General features: G+C 59.8%; 16 protein-coding genes, 1 pseudogene and 1 other annotated feature. Of the genes and pseudogenes, 3 read left to right on the top strand and 14 right to left on the bottom strand.

The window, feature by feature from the left end:
* Position 1: 1 nt before the first annotated feature.
* Both ACL2XJ_RS22760 and ACL2XJ_RS22755 read right to left on the bottom strand, forming a co-directional pair.
* On the bottom strand, positions 2–757 hold the full coding sequence (locus ACL2XJ_RS22760) for a YciC family protein (RefSeq protein ID WP_132921392.1): 756 nt from the start codon (positions 755–757) through the stop codon (positions 2–4).
* A 46-nt stretch (positions 758–803) separates the two neighbouring features.
* A complete protein-coding gene (locus ACL2XJ_RS22755) occupies positions 804–1,211 on the bottom strand; it encodes a YkgJ family cysteine cluster protein (RefSeq protein WP_413724573.1) in 408 nt (135 codons plus the stop codon).
* 267 nt (positions 1,212–1,478) lie between these two features.
* Here ACL2XJ_RS22755 and ompW point away from each other — a divergent pair, with 267 nt between their 5' ends.
* Complete coding sequence (gene ompW / locus ACL2XJ_RS22750) at positions 1,479–2,114, top strand: outer membrane protein OmpW (protein ID WP_132921394.1); 636 nt, start codon at positions 1,479–1,481, stop codon at positions 2,112–2,114.
* 230 nt (positions 2,115–2,344) lie between these two features.
* Here the strand turns inward: ompW and ACL2XJ_RS22745 are convergent, their stop codons facing one another.
* The 6 genes and pseudogenes from ACL2XJ_RS22745 to ACL2XJ_RS22720 form a co-directional block, all read right to left on the bottom strand.
* Complete coding sequence (locus ACL2XJ_RS22745) at positions 2,345–2,659, bottom strand: BON domain-containing protein (protein WP_132921395.1); 315 nt, start codon at positions 2,657–2,659, stop codon at positions 2,345–2,347.
* 99 nt (positions 2,660–2,758) lie between these two features.
* Positions 2,759–3,565 carry a tryptophan synthase subunit alpha gene (gene trpA / locus ACL2XJ_RS22740; RefSeq protein WP_132921396.1) on the bottom strand — a complete coding sequence of 269 codons (807 nt, stop codon included), beginning with the start codon at positions 3,563–3,565 and terminating at the stop codon, positions 2,759–2,761.
* Positions 3,565–4,755 (bottom strand): tryptophan synthase subunit beta, encoded by a 1,191-nt coding sequence (trpB, locus tag ACL2XJ_RS22735; protein WP_132921397.1) that lies wholly within the window; start codon positions 4,753–4,755, stop codon positions 3,565–3,567. Before trpB ends, trpA begins: the two co-directional genes overlap by 1 nt.
* A gap of 33 nt (positions 4,756–4,788) precedes the next feature.
* Entirely contained in the window at positions 4,789–6,147 is a 1,359-nt protein-coding gene (gene trpCF, locus ACL2XJ_RS22730; RefSeq protein ID WP_413724572.1) for a bifunctional indole-3-glycerol-phosphate synthase TrpC/phosphoribosylanthranilate isomerase TrpF, read from the bottom strand.
* 3 nt (positions 6,148–6,150) lie between these two features.
* A pseudogene (gene trpD / locus ACL2XJ_RS22725) lies at positions 6,151–7,744 on the bottom strand (bifunctional anthranilate synthase glutamate amidotransferase component TrpG/anthranilate phosphoribosyltransferase TrpD).
* Entirely contained in the window at positions 7,744–9,306 is a 1,563-nt protein-coding gene (locus ACL2XJ_RS22720) for an anthranilate synthase component 1 (protein WP_132921401.1), read from the bottom strand. The pseudogene trpD and the gene ACL2XJ_RS22720 overlap by 1 nt, the downstream one beginning before the upstream one ends.
* Positions 9,307–9,330: 24 nt before the next feature.
* Positions 9,331–9,434: a sequence feature (Trp leader region), on the bottom strand.
* A 245-nt stretch (positions 9,435–9,679) separates the two neighbouring features.
* Between ACL2XJ_RS22720 and rnm the strand changes: the two genes are divergently transcribed.
* Both rnm and ACL2XJ_RS22710 read left to right on the top strand, forming a co-directional pair.
* Positions 9,680–10,579, top strand: coding sequence for an RNase RNM (rnm, locus tag ACL2XJ_RS22715; protein ID WP_413724571.1), 900 nt, complete (start codon positions 9,680–9,682; stop codon positions 10,577–10,579).
* A 56-nt stretch (positions 10,580–10,635) separates the two neighbouring features.
* Entirely contained in the window at positions 10,636–11,256 is a 621-nt protein-coding gene (locus ACL2XJ_RS22710; protein WP_132921402.1) for an L-threonylcarbamoyladenylate synthase, read from the top strand.
* A 181-nt stretch (positions 11,257–11,437) separates the two neighbouring features.
* Here ACL2XJ_RS22710 and ACL2XJ_RS22705 read toward each other — a convergent pair whose 3' ends face one another.
* From ACL2XJ_RS22705 to ACL2XJ_RS22680, 6 genes are read right to left on the bottom strand one after another with little or no spacing between them, the layout of a single operon-like run.
* Positions 11,438–12,388 carry an ABC transporter substrate-binding protein gene (locus tag ACL2XJ_RS22705; RefSeq protein ID WP_413724570.1) on the bottom strand — a complete coding sequence of 317 codons (951 nt, stop codon included), beginning with the start codon at positions 12,386–12,388 and terminating at the stop codon, positions 11,438–11,440.
* Positions 12,389–12,411: 23 nt separating this feature from the next.
* A complete protein-coding gene (locus ACL2XJ_RS22700; RefSeq protein WP_413724569.1) occupies positions 12,412–13,611 on the bottom strand; it encodes an ABC transporter permease in 1,200 nt (399 codons plus the stop codon).
* Entirely contained in the window at positions 13,608–14,372 is a 765-nt protein-coding gene (locus ACL2XJ_RS22695; RefSeq protein WP_413724568.1) for an ATP-binding cassette domain-containing protein, read from the bottom strand. Before ACL2XJ_RS22695 ends, ACL2XJ_RS22700 begins: the two co-directional genes overlap by 4 nt.
* On the bottom strand, positions 14,353–14,676 hold the full coding sequence (locus ACL2XJ_RS22690) for a hypothetical protein (protein ID WP_413724567.1): 324 nt from the start codon (positions 14,674–14,676) through the stop codon (positions 14,353–14,355). The genes ACL2XJ_RS22695 and ACL2XJ_RS22690 overlap by 20 nt, the downstream gene beginning before the upstream one ends.
* Positions 14,677–14,685: 9 nt before the next feature.
* Positions 14,686–15,420 carry a hypothetical protein gene (locus ACL2XJ_RS22685; RefSeq protein ID WP_413724566.1) on the bottom strand — a complete coding sequence of 245 codons (735 nt, stop codon included), beginning with the start codon at positions 15,418–15,420 and terminating at the stop codon, positions 14,686–14,688.
* Positions 15,417–16,268: a BtpA/SgcQ family protein gene (locus ACL2XJ_RS22680; protein ID WP_413724565.1), complete on the bottom strand. Its 852-nt coding sequence runs from the start codon at positions 16,266–16,268 to the stop codon at positions 15,417–15,419. Before ACL2XJ_RS22680 ends, ACL2XJ_RS22685 begins: the two co-directional genes overlap by 4 nt.
* Between the last annotated feature and the right edge of the window lie 2 nt (positions 16,269–16,270).

Genomic DNA, 16,270 nt, shown 5'->3' with positions numbered 1-16,270 from the left:
GTTATGCCTGACGCAGCAGCATATACAGACGATACAAATAAATGAGCAACAAGGCGGAGATAATATTACTTAATCCATTAAGCAGTACCGCCGCAACCAGAGATGATACCTGGGTAAATTGCGCCGCCAGAACCAATACCGCGGCTTTGGCCAGCAGCCAAACCAGCACCGCCGGCGTAATCAGGCGAAGATTGGCAAACGCCAGTTTACTACTCAGTCGCATGGACTTAAATACCCCCAGATTCTCGCTGGCGGCAATGACAGGCGCCAGGCTGAAGGCAATAGCCAGCAGGATGCCGGGTATCACTATTAACAATAGTCCCAATTGCACCAACAGCGTGGTGATAAAGATTAATAATAACAGACGGGGAAGAATCGGCACGGAAAGGCCCACCGCCCGAAGCACGCTGGTGGGCTGCCGGTTGGATACCAGCCGAATCATGGTTAATAACGCCCCGGCCAGTATGACGTTGCCCACCAGGCCGGCAAAGGTGCCGGCGGCGGAAGCCCTGAGCAATACCCGTTGCTGTTCCGGCGTCATTTGCTGCACCAACTCCTGCAAACTCATATTGGCCGTATCCGTAGCTGCCGTACCTTCCCCGTTGAGAACCAGCAATTGATCGGTATTCGGTGATAAGGCGTGACCCAACGAGACGCTTATCAGCGCCGTCAGCAGTGCCAATAGCACAATACTGACGAATTGATTGCGGGTGAAATTCAACATATCACGGTATAAGGTACTTGCCATAATTGGCATGACGACTCCTTGGCAAAACATTCTGATTAGGTCGGTATTCTACCCGTTAATCCGACCGTTGGCACCCCGCGGTCATATCCGTGCGAGTTTCGTTTTTCAGCGGCCGGCCCGCTGCGTTTAACGGCAGGGGCGGCAAGCCGTAGGCGGCTCTGGCGCGATCGCAGGCGTCGTTGGCCTGGCCTTGTGCGCCGGTCCTGATAAATTCCCGGCAAGGGGAAGGTCTTGCGGCATAAACGGAGCAATGCACCGAGGAGCCTACTTCGCCGGCCAATGCGCGGCAGCGCGGTTTTTTGTCGTTGGTGCCCGCCATGCATCGCAGGAACGGTGTGAGGGGTTCGGTGAGCTCATGGGGAACGATGCCGCCGCCGTCGTCCCCCTCCGCCCAATAAAAAGACACACGGAACCAGGCGCAGCAGGCGCCGCAATTCATACAAGGATTGTCACTTTCGCGCATGGTGTTTAATGCCCGCTCCCGCCGTTACAAGCCTGAACTGAAACTACCCATCGTACGCCGGGAAATCAATGGAATTTCTCTAATGTCGCTTTTTTTATAATCAATCACTTTGAATTGATATGGATCAATCCAAGATGCATTAACGAATTGATATAAAAGTAGTTAAATACACTTCAACGCAAACGGACCCGCTGCCGTGGCATAGTGTTTATTGTCATGTGGATCAATTTTGCGACCTAAAAGCAAAATATCAATAAGGAGAGGGGCATGAAAAGAACAGTTATTGGCGCGGCATTGGCGGGCGTTCTGTTTTCAACGGCGGTGTCGGCTCAGCAGGCGGGGGATTTCATCGTCCGGGCGGGTTCCGCTACGGTGCGGCCGACGGAGAGTTCCGATAACGTGTTGGGACTGGGGGGATTCAATATTGATAATAATACCCAGCTCGGACTGACATTTACCTATATGGCCACCGATAATATCGGGGTGGAACTGCTGGCGGCGACGCCGTTTCGCCATAAGGTGGGCCTGAACAGCACCGGTGATATCGCCTCGGTAAGACAGCTGCCTCCCAGCTTGATGGCGCAATACTATTTTGGCGAGGCGCAGGATAAATTACGGCCCTATATCGGTGTAGGTCTGAATTACACTACGTTTTTCGATGAAAAATTCAATCAAACCGGACGTGATGCGGGATTAAGCGATCTTAGCCTTAAGGATTCCTGGGGGATAGCCGGCCAGGCAGGGCTGGATTACAACCTGAATGACAATTGGCTGATCAATATGTCGGTGTGGTATATGGATATCGATACGAAAGTGCGGTTCAAGGCCGGCGAAGAGCAGCAGTCGATTCATACCGATATCAATCCGTGGGTATTTATGTTCGCGGTGGGGTATCGGTTTTAGCGTGGCGTGCTATTCCGCTGGTCAGGTTTTTTGCAAACTTGCTCGGAGTTTCTGGGGCGGGGCAGGATGCTAGAAGAGTAAACCGCCCGCGCCAGGACGGCGCGGATCGAGCCTCCATGGACGGATTCACGGCGTGTTTACGATCTAGCTCCTGTTCCGACCGGGCACGGGTTTCAGCCCGACGTGCGTCGGGCTTGCCATGACATGGCGCTCAGCCGCGACCCTTAAGCCTATTTTATACTGATGTGATTTTCCACTTCCCTTACCCCCGGCACGCCGCGGGCAATGGAGACGGCGCGGCTGGCCTCTCGCGATGAACCGGCGAAACCGCTTAACTGCACCCGTCCTTTATAGGTATCCACGTGGATATTGCGGGACGCGACTTCGTCATCCCGCAGCAGTTCCGATTTCACCTTGGTGGTTATCACGGTGTCGTCGATATAGCCGCCGGTGCTTTCGGATTTCGGGGTAGGGGCGCAGCTAATGACCGATGTCGCCAATACGGCGCTAAGGGCAAAGGCGGAAAGCATTTTGAAGGTTCTCATTTTAGCTCCTCGGTATTTTTATCCGTTTATTGCCGGTGTTAAGGCCGGTATCTCTACGCGGCCATCAGAGTGTTACCGATAAAATGAGTATTTTCAACCTCAGCCGCGCGTCGCCGCTTTCATTTCCCGTACAAAGGTGCTGAGTTCATCAAGCATAGCCGTCGGATCGCCGGTATTGCGCTCGATGATTTTTACGATGGCCGAACCGGAGATAGCCCCCGCGGCCCCCGCCGCCAGCGCTTCCCGCACCTGCGCGGGTTCGGCGATGCCAAAGCCCTGCAGCGCCGGCGCCCCGTGATACTCTTTGAGGGTATTTACCAGATGTTCAAGGGGAACATGGCCGCGGTTTTCGCTGCCGGTGACGCCGGCGCGGGACAGCAGGTAGGTATAAGCGCGGCCGTGAGAGGCGATTTCACGCAGCAGGCCCGCATCGGCGTTCGGCGGACAGATAAAAATCGGCGCCACGCCGTGCCGCAGGGCGGCGGTGCGAAACGGCAGGCTCTCTTCCAACGGGACGTCCGCCACCAGCACCGAATCGACGCCCACCTGTTCGCAGCGGGCATAAAAGGTGTCGATGCCTTTATTGAACACCAGATTGGCATACATCAGCAGTCCGATGGGAATATCGGCGTATTTGCGACGGATGGCCGCCAGCATGTCGAAACACTGGTCCGGCGTGACGCCGGCGCTAAATGCCCGCAGATTGGCGTTCTGGATAGTGGGACCGTCCGCCAGCGGATCGGAGAAGGGGATGCCCAGCTCAAGCGCGTCGGCGCCCGCCTCAATCAGCGTGTCGATAATGCTGAGCGACTGGCGGGGGGAGGGATCGCCAAGGGTGACGAACGGCACAAAAGCGCCCTCTTTGCGGCTTTGCAGCGCGGCGAATAACTGCTCATAGCGTTCCATTAGATCTCTCCTCGCGCTTTCAAAATATCGTGAACGGTAAAAATATCCTTATCGCCGCGCCCGGAAAGGTTCACCACCAGAATTTGCTCTTTCTCCGGTTCCGCCTTGATCATCTTTAGAGCATGGGCCAGGGCATGGGACGATTCCAGCGCCGGAATAATCCCTTCATGGCGTGACAACTCTTTGAACGCTTCCAGCGCTTCATCATCGGTAACGGAGACATATTCCGCCCGGCCGATGCTGTTGAGGTAGGCGTGCTGCGGCCCCACCGAGGGGAAATCCAGGCCGGCGGATATGGAGTAGGACTCTTCGATTTGCCCATCGGACGACTGCATCATCGGCGATTTCATGCCGAAGTAGATGCCCAGCCGGCCGTGCTTGAGAGAGGCGCCGTGCTGTCCGGTTTCGATACCCAGGCCGCCGGGTTCAACGCCGATTAGGCGTACAGAGGGTTCATCAATAAAGTCGGCGAACATGCCGATGGCGTTGGAACCGCCGCCGACGCAGGCCAGCACCGCATCCGGCAGGCAGCTTTCCCGCTCGCGCATTTGCTGCTTGGTCTCTTCGCCTATCATGCGCTGGAATTCACGCACGATGGTGGGATAAGGGTGCGGGCCGGCGGCGGTCCCCAGCATATAATGCGCTTTCTCATAGCTGCCGGACCAGTCGCGCAGGGCCTCGTTACAGGCATCCTTGAGGGTGGAGGAGCCGCTGTGTACCGGGATCACTTCCGCGCCCATCAGCCGCATGCGGAACACGTTCGGCGACTGACGCTCGATATCCTTGGCGCCCATGTAAATCCGGCATTTCAGGCCCAGCAGCGCCGATGCCAGGGCGGAGGCCACCCCATGCTGGCCGGCGCCGGTTTCGGCGATGATTTCGGTTTTGCCCATGCGTTTGGCCAGCAACGCCTGGCCCAGCACCTGGTTGGTTTTATGGGCGCCGCCGTGAAGCAGATCTTCCCGCTTGAGATAGAGCTTGGTTTTGGTGCCGGCGGTGAGATTGCGGCACAGGGTCAACGGCGTCGGCCGGCCGGCGTAATTGGTCAGCAGGTCGTTGAATTCAGCCTGGAATACCGGGTCGCTTTGGGCGCTGACAAAGGCTTCTTCCAGCTGCAAGAGGGCCGGTACCAGGATTTGCGGTACGTACATGCCGCCGAATTCGCCAAAATAGGGGTTAAGTAGTGTCATGCTTTCATGTCTCTTAATGATACGGACCGGGAATTAATAGGCGCGAAGCGTCTGAAATACCGTGGCCAGTTTATGATGATCCTTTAGCCCGGGCGCGCTTTCGACGCCGGAGTTGAAATCCAGTCCCACACAGCCCAGCTGCGCGGCGGCCACACAGTTATCCGCCGCCAGCCCTCCCGCCAGCATGACGTTGTCCAGGGTTTGCCCCGCCAGCAACGACCAGTCGAACCGCTGGCCGCTGCCGCCGCCATTGTCCAGCAGGTAGCGATCGACGCCGGTAAAGTCCCTGGCGGGCGAGTGCTTCCGCATGTCCAGCGCTTTCCAAATCCGGCAGGCGGCGGGCAAGCGGCCGCGCAGGGCGGTGATATAATCCTGGTTTTCGCTGCCGTGCAGCTGCACGGCGTAAAGTCCCAGCGCGGCAGCAGTTTGTGCCACTTCGCCGATATCGGCGTCGCGAAAGACTCCCACATACCGCAGCGGCGCGCCGGCGATCACGGTACGGGCGCGTTCCATATCCACCCGGCGCGGGGAGGCGTCCACGAAAATCAGTCCGCCGTACAGGGCGCCGGCATCCAGGGCCGCCCGGGCATCCTGGGGCCGGGTCAGTCCGCAAACCTTGTTTTCACCCAGCAGCACCCGGCGCACGGCGCTGTCCAGATCCGGTTCGGACATCAATGCGCTGCCGATAAGAAAGCCGTTGGCGAAATGGCTCAACTCCCGGACATGCCGATAGGAGGTAATGCCTGATTCGCTGATAACCGTGATGCCGCCGGGAAGTTTCGGCGCCAGGGTGCGGGTACGGTTCAAGTCGATGGATAAATCCCGCAGGTCGCGGTTATTGATTCCCACCACCTTGGCGCCGAGGGCCACGGCGCGGCGGCACTCCTCTTCGCTGATGGCTTCGGTGAGCACCCCCATCTCCAGGCTGTGGGCCACCGCGGCCAGCTGGCGGTAGCTGTCGTCATCGAGAACCGACAGCATCAGCAAAATGGCGTCCGCCTGATGGTAGCGGGCCAGGTAGATCTGGTAAGGATCGATGATAAAATCCTTGCATAACACCGGCTGCGTCACCACGTCGCTTATCTGGCGCAGAAAGTCAAAACTGCCCTGAAAATACTTCTCGTCGGTAAGGACCGAGATGGCCGACGCGTAATGCCTATAGATGCCGGCGATGGCCGCAGGATCGAAATCGGCCCGGATAAGTCCCTTGGACGGCGACGCTTTTTTGCATTCCAGTATAAAGACCGTCCGCGAGCCTTGCAGAGCATGGTAAAAGCTGCGGCTGCTGGGCTTAACCTCATCGCGGAACGCGGATAATGGCTGTTGCTGCTTACGGTCTGCGATCCAGATTTTTTTATCGGCGACGATTTTCGCCAGTACCGTATCCTGCATGTTTTATCCTCTAGCCGCCAAAGCGGTTACCAATTCGTAGGCGCCGCCGCTGCGGATCGCCGTCAATGCCTGCCGGGTATTCTCGCGAAGATCCTCCCGTCCGAATAATTTTAGCAGCAGGGCCACATTGGCGGCGACGGCGGCTTCATGGGCCGGCTCGCCTTTACCTTGTAACAACCGTGCCAGAATGTCACGGTTTTCTTCCGGCGAGCCGCCCAGCAGCGCTTCCACCGGCTGGCTTTGCAAGCCGAAATCCTCCGGCGTCAGTTCATAGCGGCTAATCTCGCCATGGTTCAGTTCCGCCACCTGGGTCGGCGCGTGCAGCGCCACCTCATCCATACCGCCGCCGTGTACTACCGCCGCGCGTTCATAGCCGAGCACCCGCAGGGTTTCGGCAATGGGCAGCACCAGTTCGGGGCTGTAAACGCCGATCAGCGCCAGCGGCGGACGGGCTGGATTGATGAGCGGCCCCAGCACGTTGAAGAGCGTGCGGGTTTTCAGTTGCTGGCGGACCGGCATGGCGTAACGGAAACCGGTGTGGTATTGCGGCGCGTATAAAAAACAGACCCCCAGCTCATCCAAGGCCTGGCGGGATTGCTCCGCCGGCATATCCAGACGGATACCGAACGCCGCCAGCAAATCCGACGAACCCGAGCGGCTGGAGACGCTGCGATTGCCGTGTTTGGCCACCCTGGCGCCGCAGGCGGCGGCGACAAAGGCGCTGGCGGTGGAGATATTGATGCTGTTGGAGCCATCGCCGCCGGTGCCGACGATATCGGCAAACGGATAGTCAGGCCGGGGAAATGCCATGGCGTCCGCCAGTAAAGCGCCGGCGGCGCCGGCGATTTCATCGGGATGTTCGCCGCGTATTTTCATGCTGATCAGCGCCGCCGCCAGCTGTGCGGGTTCCAGCTGTCCCTGGATAATCGCGCTGAAAAGCCGTTGGCTTTCATCACGGCTGATGCGCTCGGCCCGAAAGAGTTTATCAAAAATCTGTTGCATGGCGGTTTCCTTACAATTAAGCCAACGCCCAGTCCAGCGTCTGGTTCAGCAAACGCGCACCCTGGGTGGTTAAAATGGATTCGGGATGGAACTGGAATCCGCAGACGCGATCGGCGTCGTGGCGTACCGCCATCACCATTTGGTTGAAATGGGCGTTGACCGTCAGCCCGGCCGGGATTTCGCTGCCCACCAGCGAATGATAGCGGGCCACCGGCAGCGGGTTCGGCATGCCGGCGAACATGCCCAGTCCATCATGTTCGATAAGGGACGCTTTGCCGTGCAGGATCTCTCCCGCTTGTCCCACGTGTCCGCCATAGGTTTCGACGATAGCCTGATGGCCGAGGCAGATACCGATAATGGGTAACCGGCCGCGCAGCTGCTTGAGCAACTGCGGCATGCAGCCGGCATTGGCCGGCGCGCCGGGGCCGGGAGAAAGCACCAGGATAGGATTATCCATCAGTTGCAGCCGTTCGATGATGGTTTGCGCCGGCAGCTGGTTGCGGTAAACCATGACCCGGTGACCGGCGGCGCGCAGTTGATCCACCAGATTGTAGGTGAAGGAATCGATATTATCGAGCAGCAGGATATCGGCCATCAGAACACCTCCCGGGCATGATGTGCGGTAGCAATGGCGCGCAGCACGGCGCGGGCTTTATTGCGGCTTTCGTCGGCTTCGGCCTGGGGGACGGAATCCAGCACCACGCCGGCGCCCGCCTGGACGGTGGCTATGCCGTCCTCAACGTAGGCGGAGCGGATAACGATGCAGGTATCCAGTACCCCCTGGCCGGTGAAATAGCCGATAGCGCCGCCGTAGCTGCCGCGGCGGGTGCCTTCGGCTTCGGCGATAAGCTGCATGGCGCGCACCTTCGGCGCGCCGCTCAGGGTGCCCATATTCATGCAGGCGCGGTAGGCGTGCAGCGCATCCAGGTCTCCCCGCAGGGTTCCCACCACCCGGGACACCAGATGCATAACAAACGAATAGCGATCCACTTTGGTCAAATCGGCGACATAGCGGCTGCCGGCTTCGCAAATCCGCGCCAGGTCGTTGCGCGCCAGATCCACCAGCATCAGGTGTTCCGCCAGCTCTTTATGATCGGATCGCATCTCCAGTTCGATGCGGCTGTCGAGATCGGCATCAAGCTGACCGTCCGGTTTCCGGCCGCGGGGGCGGGTACCGGCGATGGGATAGATTTCAATTTGCCGGTTCGCCGCGTCGTATTTCAAAGAGCTTTCCGGCGATGCGCCGAACACGGTGAATTCATCGTCCTGCATAAAGAACATATAGGGACTGGGATTGTGCTCTTTTAGTGTGTGGTAGGCCGCCAGCGGCGACGGGCAGGGCAGCGAGAACCGGCGGGAAGGCACCACCTGGAAAATTTCCCCTTCGCGGATCGCCTGCTGCATTTTCTCCACCACCCGGCAAAATTCCTCATCGCTCTGGTTGCATTCCAGCGTCATGCTGTCGATGGTTTGATGGGGGATGGGGCCCGGCACCTGTTGGAGCTGGTGCTGCAGTTGCTCAAGTCGGGCCTGCAGACGCTGTTTCTCGCCGGCGGAGGGACAAAACAGGCTGGCCTGGATTTGGCAGGACTGGCGCTGGTGATCGAGAATAAGCAAGGTTTCCGCCAGGTAAAAACAGAAATCCGGACAGCGCTGATCCTGGCGCACCTCTGGGAGGGATTCAAAACCCGCCACCAGGTCGTAGGCGAACAGGCCGCCGAGAAACAGGGCTTCCGGCCGATCCTCGGGAACCTGCACCAGCGTCAGCAGCAGGCGCAGGCAATCAAACACCGACAGGGCGCGCAAGCGGGCGTCTTCGTCCATGTGGTTTTCCGCCGCTGGGAATGTCAGTTCGCGGCCGTTGGGATGCGCGCGAACCAGGACCTCGGCGGGCAATGCGGCATCCAGCAGCGGCAGCAGCGCCGCTCCGTTGGCGGTGAGCGCCTGGATGGTCACCTGCCGGCCCAGGGCGGAGATGCGCATGGCGCTGTCCAGTACCATCAGGCTTTTGAGATTGCGCTTGCTGTCGATTTCGGCCGATTCGAGCAGTAAGGTGGCGGGACGCGCGCCGCAAAGATGGTTGAACATCGCGGTGGGATCATCCCGGTAGGCGGCCGTTGCCTGTAAGAGTTCCAATGGTGGTCGCATGGTTTGCATTGTTCGTTTTCCTGTTTTTCGCCCATAAAAAAGCCCGCTTGTGGGCGGGCTTTCGGGATCTTGCTCTGTCTGATGACAGCTACGCATGATTACACCGCCCGCTACAGGGAGGTGCGCCACCAGCGAAGCATAAACATATTGGACATCATCATCAGATTCTCGCTTAGATTGAATATGTACTAGTAAACTAGTTCAGCAATGAAATGTCAACAACCGTTGCTTAAAATCGGTAAATAATCTTACCTGTTCGATTCATGGGCGATAAACGCTATGATAGGGACATGCAATGGCCGTTGTACCCGTCACCTTTTGTCTTGCGGCTGTGTTGGCTGCAATTTTAAAGCTATAGGATCTCTATTTTGAAGGTAATTTTTTGACTGATAAACCGTTGGGTGCAAAATCATCGTTGCTCACTCTATATGACCTGCACAGCCATACTACCGCCTCGGACGGTATGCTCGCGCCGGAGGCGCTGGTGGAGCGTGCGGTTGCCATGGGAGTGGATGTGCTGGCGATTACCGATCACGATACCCTGGCAGGCGTGGCGGCGGCGGGTCAGGCTATTATCCGGCAATCCCTGCCGCTGATGCTGATACCGGGAGTGGAAATTTCCACTCTGTGGCAAAACCATGAAATCCATATCGTCGGACTGGGCGTGGACGCCGCCCATCCGGCCATGACCGCGCTGTTGGCGGCCCAGCGGGAAAAACGCCTGGAGCGGGCCATGATCATTGCCCAGCGCCTGGAGCACGCCGGAATTTCCGGCGCCTGGGAGGGGGCCCGGGCGTTTGCCGGCGAGGGGGTGATTACCCGCGGGCACTTTGCCCGTTATCTGGTGAGTATCGGCAAGGCCGATAATCTGGCCGCGGTGTTCAAAAAATACCTGTCGAAAGGGAATCCCGGCTATACGCCGTCGCGGTGGTGTACTATCGAGGAGGCCGTGGACGCCGTTCGGCAGGCGGGAGGGCAGACGGTGGTGGCTCACCCTGGCCGGTATCAGCTTTCCGCCAAATGGCTCAAGCGTTTGCTGGATCATTTTGTGGCCGCGGGCGGCGACGGTATGGAGGTTGCTTCTTGCCAACAGTCTTTGCAGGAAAGGATATTGCTGGCCGGGTACGCCCGTGAACGGCAGTTGCTGGGTTCCCAGGGGTCGGATTTCCATATGCCCTGTGCCTGGATTGAATTGGGGCGTAAGCTCTGGCTCCCGGGGGGAGTCGAGCCGATATGGCGGGACTGGCCGACGCAGAGTGCCATCCAGCCGTCGTTATTTTAAAAGGATAAACAGGGTTTGCCGGGGATTATCCCCGCTAGACGAGCTAAGGAGTGTTAATGAGTCAGTTTTTTACCATTCATCCAGAGAATCCACAGCCGCGATTGATTAACCAAACCGTGGATCAGCTGCGTAAAGGCGCGGTTATCGTTTATCCCACCGATTCGGGGTATGCCCTGGGCTGCCGTCTGGAGGACAAAAATGCCATGGAGCGTATTTGCCGGATCCGCAAGCTGGACAGCGATCATAATTTTACCCTGATGTGCCGCGATCTGTCCGAGCTTTCAACTTACGCCCATGTGGATAACCAGGCGTTCCGATTAATGAAAAACAATACTCCGGGCAAATATACCTTTATTTTGAAGGCCACCAAGGAAGTCCCGCGGCGGTTGATGAACGAGAAGCGTAAAACCATCGGTTTGCGGGTGCCGTCCAACCCCATTGCCCTGGCCCTGCTGGAAAACATGAATGAGCCTTTGATGTCCACCACCCTGATGTTACCGGGTAACGATTTTGCGGAATCCGATCCGGAGCGCATCAAGGATCATCTGTCCAAACAGGTGGATGTGGTGATTCACGGCGGCTTTTTAGGTCAGCAGCCCACTACCGTTATCGATCTTACCGACGATACGCCGCGCGTGGTGCGGGAAGGCGTCGGGGATATTTCGCCTTTTCTCTGAGCGGGGTCTCCCTTTAACACGCGTGGTTCAGGCTCCGATGATCGCGGGCCTAGCGTGCCATGTGGCGCTCCGGCGGGCGGGAAAACCACGCCCGCTTCGACCACATCGGCGCGCTCTCCCTTTAACACGCCCGGTTATGGCGCCGGTGATCGCGGGTTACCGGGCCATGTGGCGCTCCGGCTTAAAGACAATCCGCCTTGTATTCGTAGCGATCTGCTTTCTCCGGCTCGTTGGCGGCGATGGCGACAATATCGGTCAATGTGGTTTTCGCCACCGTTTTGCCCGCCAGCAGCTGGACGGCAATATTCACCACCGCTTCCCCTTCCTGTTTCGGGTTTTGCGCGATCAGCACGTCGATAGTGCCGTTTTTCAGGGCATTCACCTCCGCCGTGGCGGCGTCATAGGCCACCAGCCTGACGCGTTTCACCGCGCCGGCCTGACGCAGGCCGGTGATGGCGCCGATGGCCCCCTGATCGTTGGTGGAGAACACCCCGGCCAAATCCGGATGGGCCGACAGGGCGGAGGTGACGATTTCCGCCGCTTTCTGCGGGTCGTCGCTTTGGTACTGCGGGCCGAGATAGGTTATGCCGGGATAGGCCTTGATCTGTTCGGCGAAGCCCCGTTCACGGGCATCCTGCGCCGCCGAACCGGGGGGCTGGGTAATCACCAGGACTTTGCCTTTGCCGTTCAGCAAACGGTTCATGGCTTGCGCCGCCATTTTGCCGCCTTGTTCGTTATCGGTGATAATCTGGGTCGCCAGGAACGAGGTATCGTGCAGTGTCTGATCGACGGTGAGCACCTTGGCGCCCCGGGCAGCCAACTGCTTCATGGGCGCCACCAGCGCCTGCATATCGGTGGGTACGATAGCCGCTACCGCCGGCTGGGTGGCGGTGACGGCGTTAACCACCGGGATCTGGCTGTCGGCGGCGAATTGATCCGGCGCGAAGACGGTTAAAGAGAGTCCAGCCTGTTTGGCTTTTTCCTGGGCGCCGCATTGCAGCGCCTGGTAAAAGGGGCTGCCCTTTACCCCCAATACCAGCGCGACGCTGCCGGTGGGCTTGGCGGCGGCCGGCAGGGCGAGTCCCATGGCCAGGGTGCAGATCAGAGTCGACAGAACTGTTTTACGCATCATATATACTCCGTTAAGGTCAAAGGTTAACCGCGTTCTCTCGCCCGACGTTTCAGTTGGTCGATCCACACAGCCAGAATCAATACCGCGCCCATGGCGACGGTTTGCCAAAAAGGCGGTATGCCGAGAATGACAAAACCGTTCAAGAGGATAATCGGGATAAACACGCCGATTACCGTGCCGGCCACGCTGCCGATGCCGCCGAACAGGCTGGTTCCCCCTAATACCACCGCCGATATGGTGGAGAGATTGTCCATGGCGTGGCCGCCGATGGTGGTGGTGGAAAAGCGGGCATTGGACATGACGGCGGCCATGCCCGCCAGCGCGCCGGAAATCATGTAAATCCCGACGAGCCGCCTGCGCACATTGACCCCGGCGCGGCGGACCGCCTCCATATTGGATCCGGTGGCGAAGACATGCAGTCCGAAGCGGGTAAGATGCAGTACCGCCGCCGCCGCCAAAGTCACCAGGACGGCGATGACCACCAGCATCGGTATGCCGGCGATATCGCCGCTGCCGATAACGTCCACCAGCCGTTCGGGAATGGCCCGGACATCCACGCCGCCGCTGATGATTTGCGCCAGGCCTAATGCCATGCCGAAAGTGCCGAGGGTGACAATCAGGGCCGGAATGCGGGCCACCGCGATCAGAAAGCCGTTCAGCGCGCCCCACAGGGCGCCGGCCAGCAGCGATACCAGCGTGCCGAGGGCGATAATGCCCCAGCCCGCGTCGGTGGTGCCGAAGGTAGTGCCTGCGCCTCCGGTGAGATAGAGCATGGTTTGGGCAGAGATGACCGAGGAAAAGACCAGCACCGCCCCCACCGATAAATCAATGCCCGCCGCAATGATGACGAAAGTCTGGCCTACCGAGAGCACCAGCAGGATGGCGGCATTGATGGCGATTTGCGACAGATTGTAGGCTGAGCCGAACTGCGCCGGACGCAGCAGCCAGAACAGCGCAATCAGGGCAATCAGCAGCAGGCAGATCCAGCCGCCCCCCAGCAGTTTCGCCAGGAATTCCCGCAGGCCGGCGGGTGACGGACCGTCCGTTGACGGACGCTGCTGTTCTCCGTGATGACCGTTGTCCGCCGTCCCGCGAGGGCTGCCCGACGCCTGGGGCGGATCACCGGCGGAATACGCCGCCCCGTGACGGCTGCCCGGTCCCTGGGACGGTTCACCGGCCAACTGTACCGGGTCTGAATCGGACGGAGAGAGCGTATTTTTCATCGGGACTCCTCGGCGGCGGCGCCGCTGGTCATGGCGGTGACCAAATCTTCCACCCGCGCGCCGGCGGTGGAGAGCTGGCCGACGCTGCGTCCCAGGCGCAGCACTTCCACCCGGTCGGCGATTTCCAGCACCTGCGGCATATTGTGGCTGATCAGCACCACCGCGATGCCTGAAGCGCGAACCTGTCTTATCAATTCCAGCACCCGTTCGGTCTGTACTACCCCCAGGGCGGCGGTGGGTTCATCCAGGAAGATGACCCGGTCCGCCCACATGGCGGCGCGGGCGATGGCCACCGACTGCCGCTGGCCTCCGGACAGGGTGGATATGGGCACTTTCAGCGAACGCAGCGACACGCCCAGCCGGGCGAACTGGCCCACCGCCTTGCGCCGCATCGAGGCCCGGTCCAGACAGCCGAGTTTTCCCAGCAGACCGGGCAAAAGCTCCTCGCGGCCTAAAAACAGGTTGTCCACCGGCGTTAACTCCGGCGCCAGCGCCAAGTCCTGGTAAACGGTGGAGATACCCAACTGCTGGGCCACAGAGGGGGAGGCCAGGCTCACCGGCTGACCGTCTATAAGGATCGTGCCGCCGTCGGGCCGGTCGGCGCCGGAAAGGATTTTCACCAGCGTCGATTTACCGGCGCCGTTATCGCCGATCAAGGCGCAGATCTCGCCCGGATAGACGCGGAAACTCACTCCTTCCAGCGCCTTGACATGGCCGAAATGACGGCTGATGCCGCGGGCTTCAAGAACCGGCGTGCTCATAAGCGGAATTCTCCAGCGGCAAGCCAATATTATTGGAAAACGCGAACCATTCGTTGTAGGCCGCGGCGGTCAAATTGGCCCAATGGGCAAAGGCGGCTTCCGCGTCGGGAAAATGCCAAAGCTCCACGGTTTGGAAATCATGTTGGCCGCGAATATGATATACCCCGATGCGCGCCGCGCCGGCCTGGGTTGCCTGTTTCGCCAGTTGGTCCCAGCGGGCCTGTTTTTCCCGCCGCTCCGTTTCGGACAGGCGGTACCAATGGGGCCGCGGGCGGGCATAATGAATCCAGAGACTGTTTGACATGTGTTTTCCTTATGCGCGTTCAGGCAGCAGCAGTTCGGCCAGCGGGCGGACTTTGCCCACTACGTGCCGAGAGGTGGTAAACATAAAATCGGCGGCGTCTTCATGGCCGCTGATGGCTTTATCGACGGTTTCGGGCCGGTCCGTTTCCCAAATGCCCAGGTGGTGCCAGCTATGGGCCCAGTCCAGCCGGTGGCGACCGGCGATATTGATGTTGAGCGCCAAATCCCCTTTAAAGGCGACATCGCATTCCGCGTCATAGTCGCGCCGCTGTTGTGCCGTCGCCTCGCACCAGGCATCGTTCCATTCCCAGAGGGCCATAAACCCCCAGTTGCGCTCCAGGACCGGCCCTGAACCCCGGACGGTGGCGAACTCACGGGGGCCTAGCAGCCATTCGGTGGTGAACAGCCGGCCCCAGCCCGCCTGTTCCAGGCGCACCGTGCCCGCCAGCGCCGCGCTCAATCCCGGCGCTTCGAAGGCGCCGGACAGATCCCATTGATGGGCGAAGCCGCTGTCAAGGGCCATAGGGCGCACGTTACTCTGCGGGTCGAACATGGCCCGAAACGACAACAGCCATCCCTCGTCGCGCAGCTGCTCCAGCACCGCCATCAGCCGCCGGTAATCCCCGTCGCCATAAATCGCCGGTCCGCCGTCCGTCTGCCGTTTGGCCAAAAACGCCACCACACAGCCACTGGAGGCGGCCGGCTCTGAACTGAATACCTCGGTCTCGCCGGTGAGCAGGGTCATAACGCCTCCCGGACTTTTATTACCGCATTCATCAGCTCCTCCACCCGTTTGGCGTCCACCGGCAGCCACCAGCGGCCATCCTGTTTCAGCCACTGGCCGATAATGGCGCCGTCGGCGGCGGCGAACAGGGTCGGCACCTGGCTCGGCGACAGCCCTGAGCCCACGATGACCGGCAGGTTGGTGCCGCCGCGCACTTCGTCGACTTCGCGGGGCTCGGTGGGGGAGCCGGTGCGGGTACCGGTAGCGATAAGCACATCGGCGTCAAACCATTCCGCGTCGGTGGCCTGTTCGGGAATGCTGCGATCCGCCGTGATGGCATGGGCGCCGAACTTGACGTGGACATCGGCGAAGATGGCCACGTCGCGGGCGTCAATCATGGCGCGATAGCGCATGGCTTCCGGCGCCGGGCCGTTGATGAAACCTTCATTGGCGACATAGGCATTGACCCATTGATTTACCCGCACCCAGCGTGCGCCCACCGCTTTGGCAATGGCCAGCGCCGGAATGGCGCCGTTGGCCACGCAGGTGATGCCGATGGGGGTGTTCACCGCGCCACGGACCTCCATGCAGACGGCGGTTAACGCCGCCACGGTCTCCGGGCCGATATGTTCCGGCCGCGAGAAGGGCAGATCGCTGGCATTTTCCACGATAATGCCGTCGATGCCCCCTTTTGACAGGGTCAGGGCATCCCTCACCGCCGCCGCGGCGATGGACTTCATGGTCTCCCCTTGGTAACGGGGCGCGCCGGGCAGCGCATTAAGATGGATAACGCCTATCACCGGTTTTTTCACCGGGAAAAGCGCTGCCAGCATATCGGGTTTCTCGGGCAGTACGATGGGTGCGGCCATAA

Source organism: Sodalis sp. RH16 (genome assembly GCF_047324245.1).
Classification (GTDB): domain Bacteria; phylum Pseudomonadota; class Gammaproteobacteria; order Enterobacterales; family Enterobacteriaceae; genus Acerihabitans; species Acerihabitans ligni.
The sequence above is the reverse complement of the archived record's forward strand: the minus strand, read 5'-3'. Positions and strand labels throughout refer to the sequence as shown.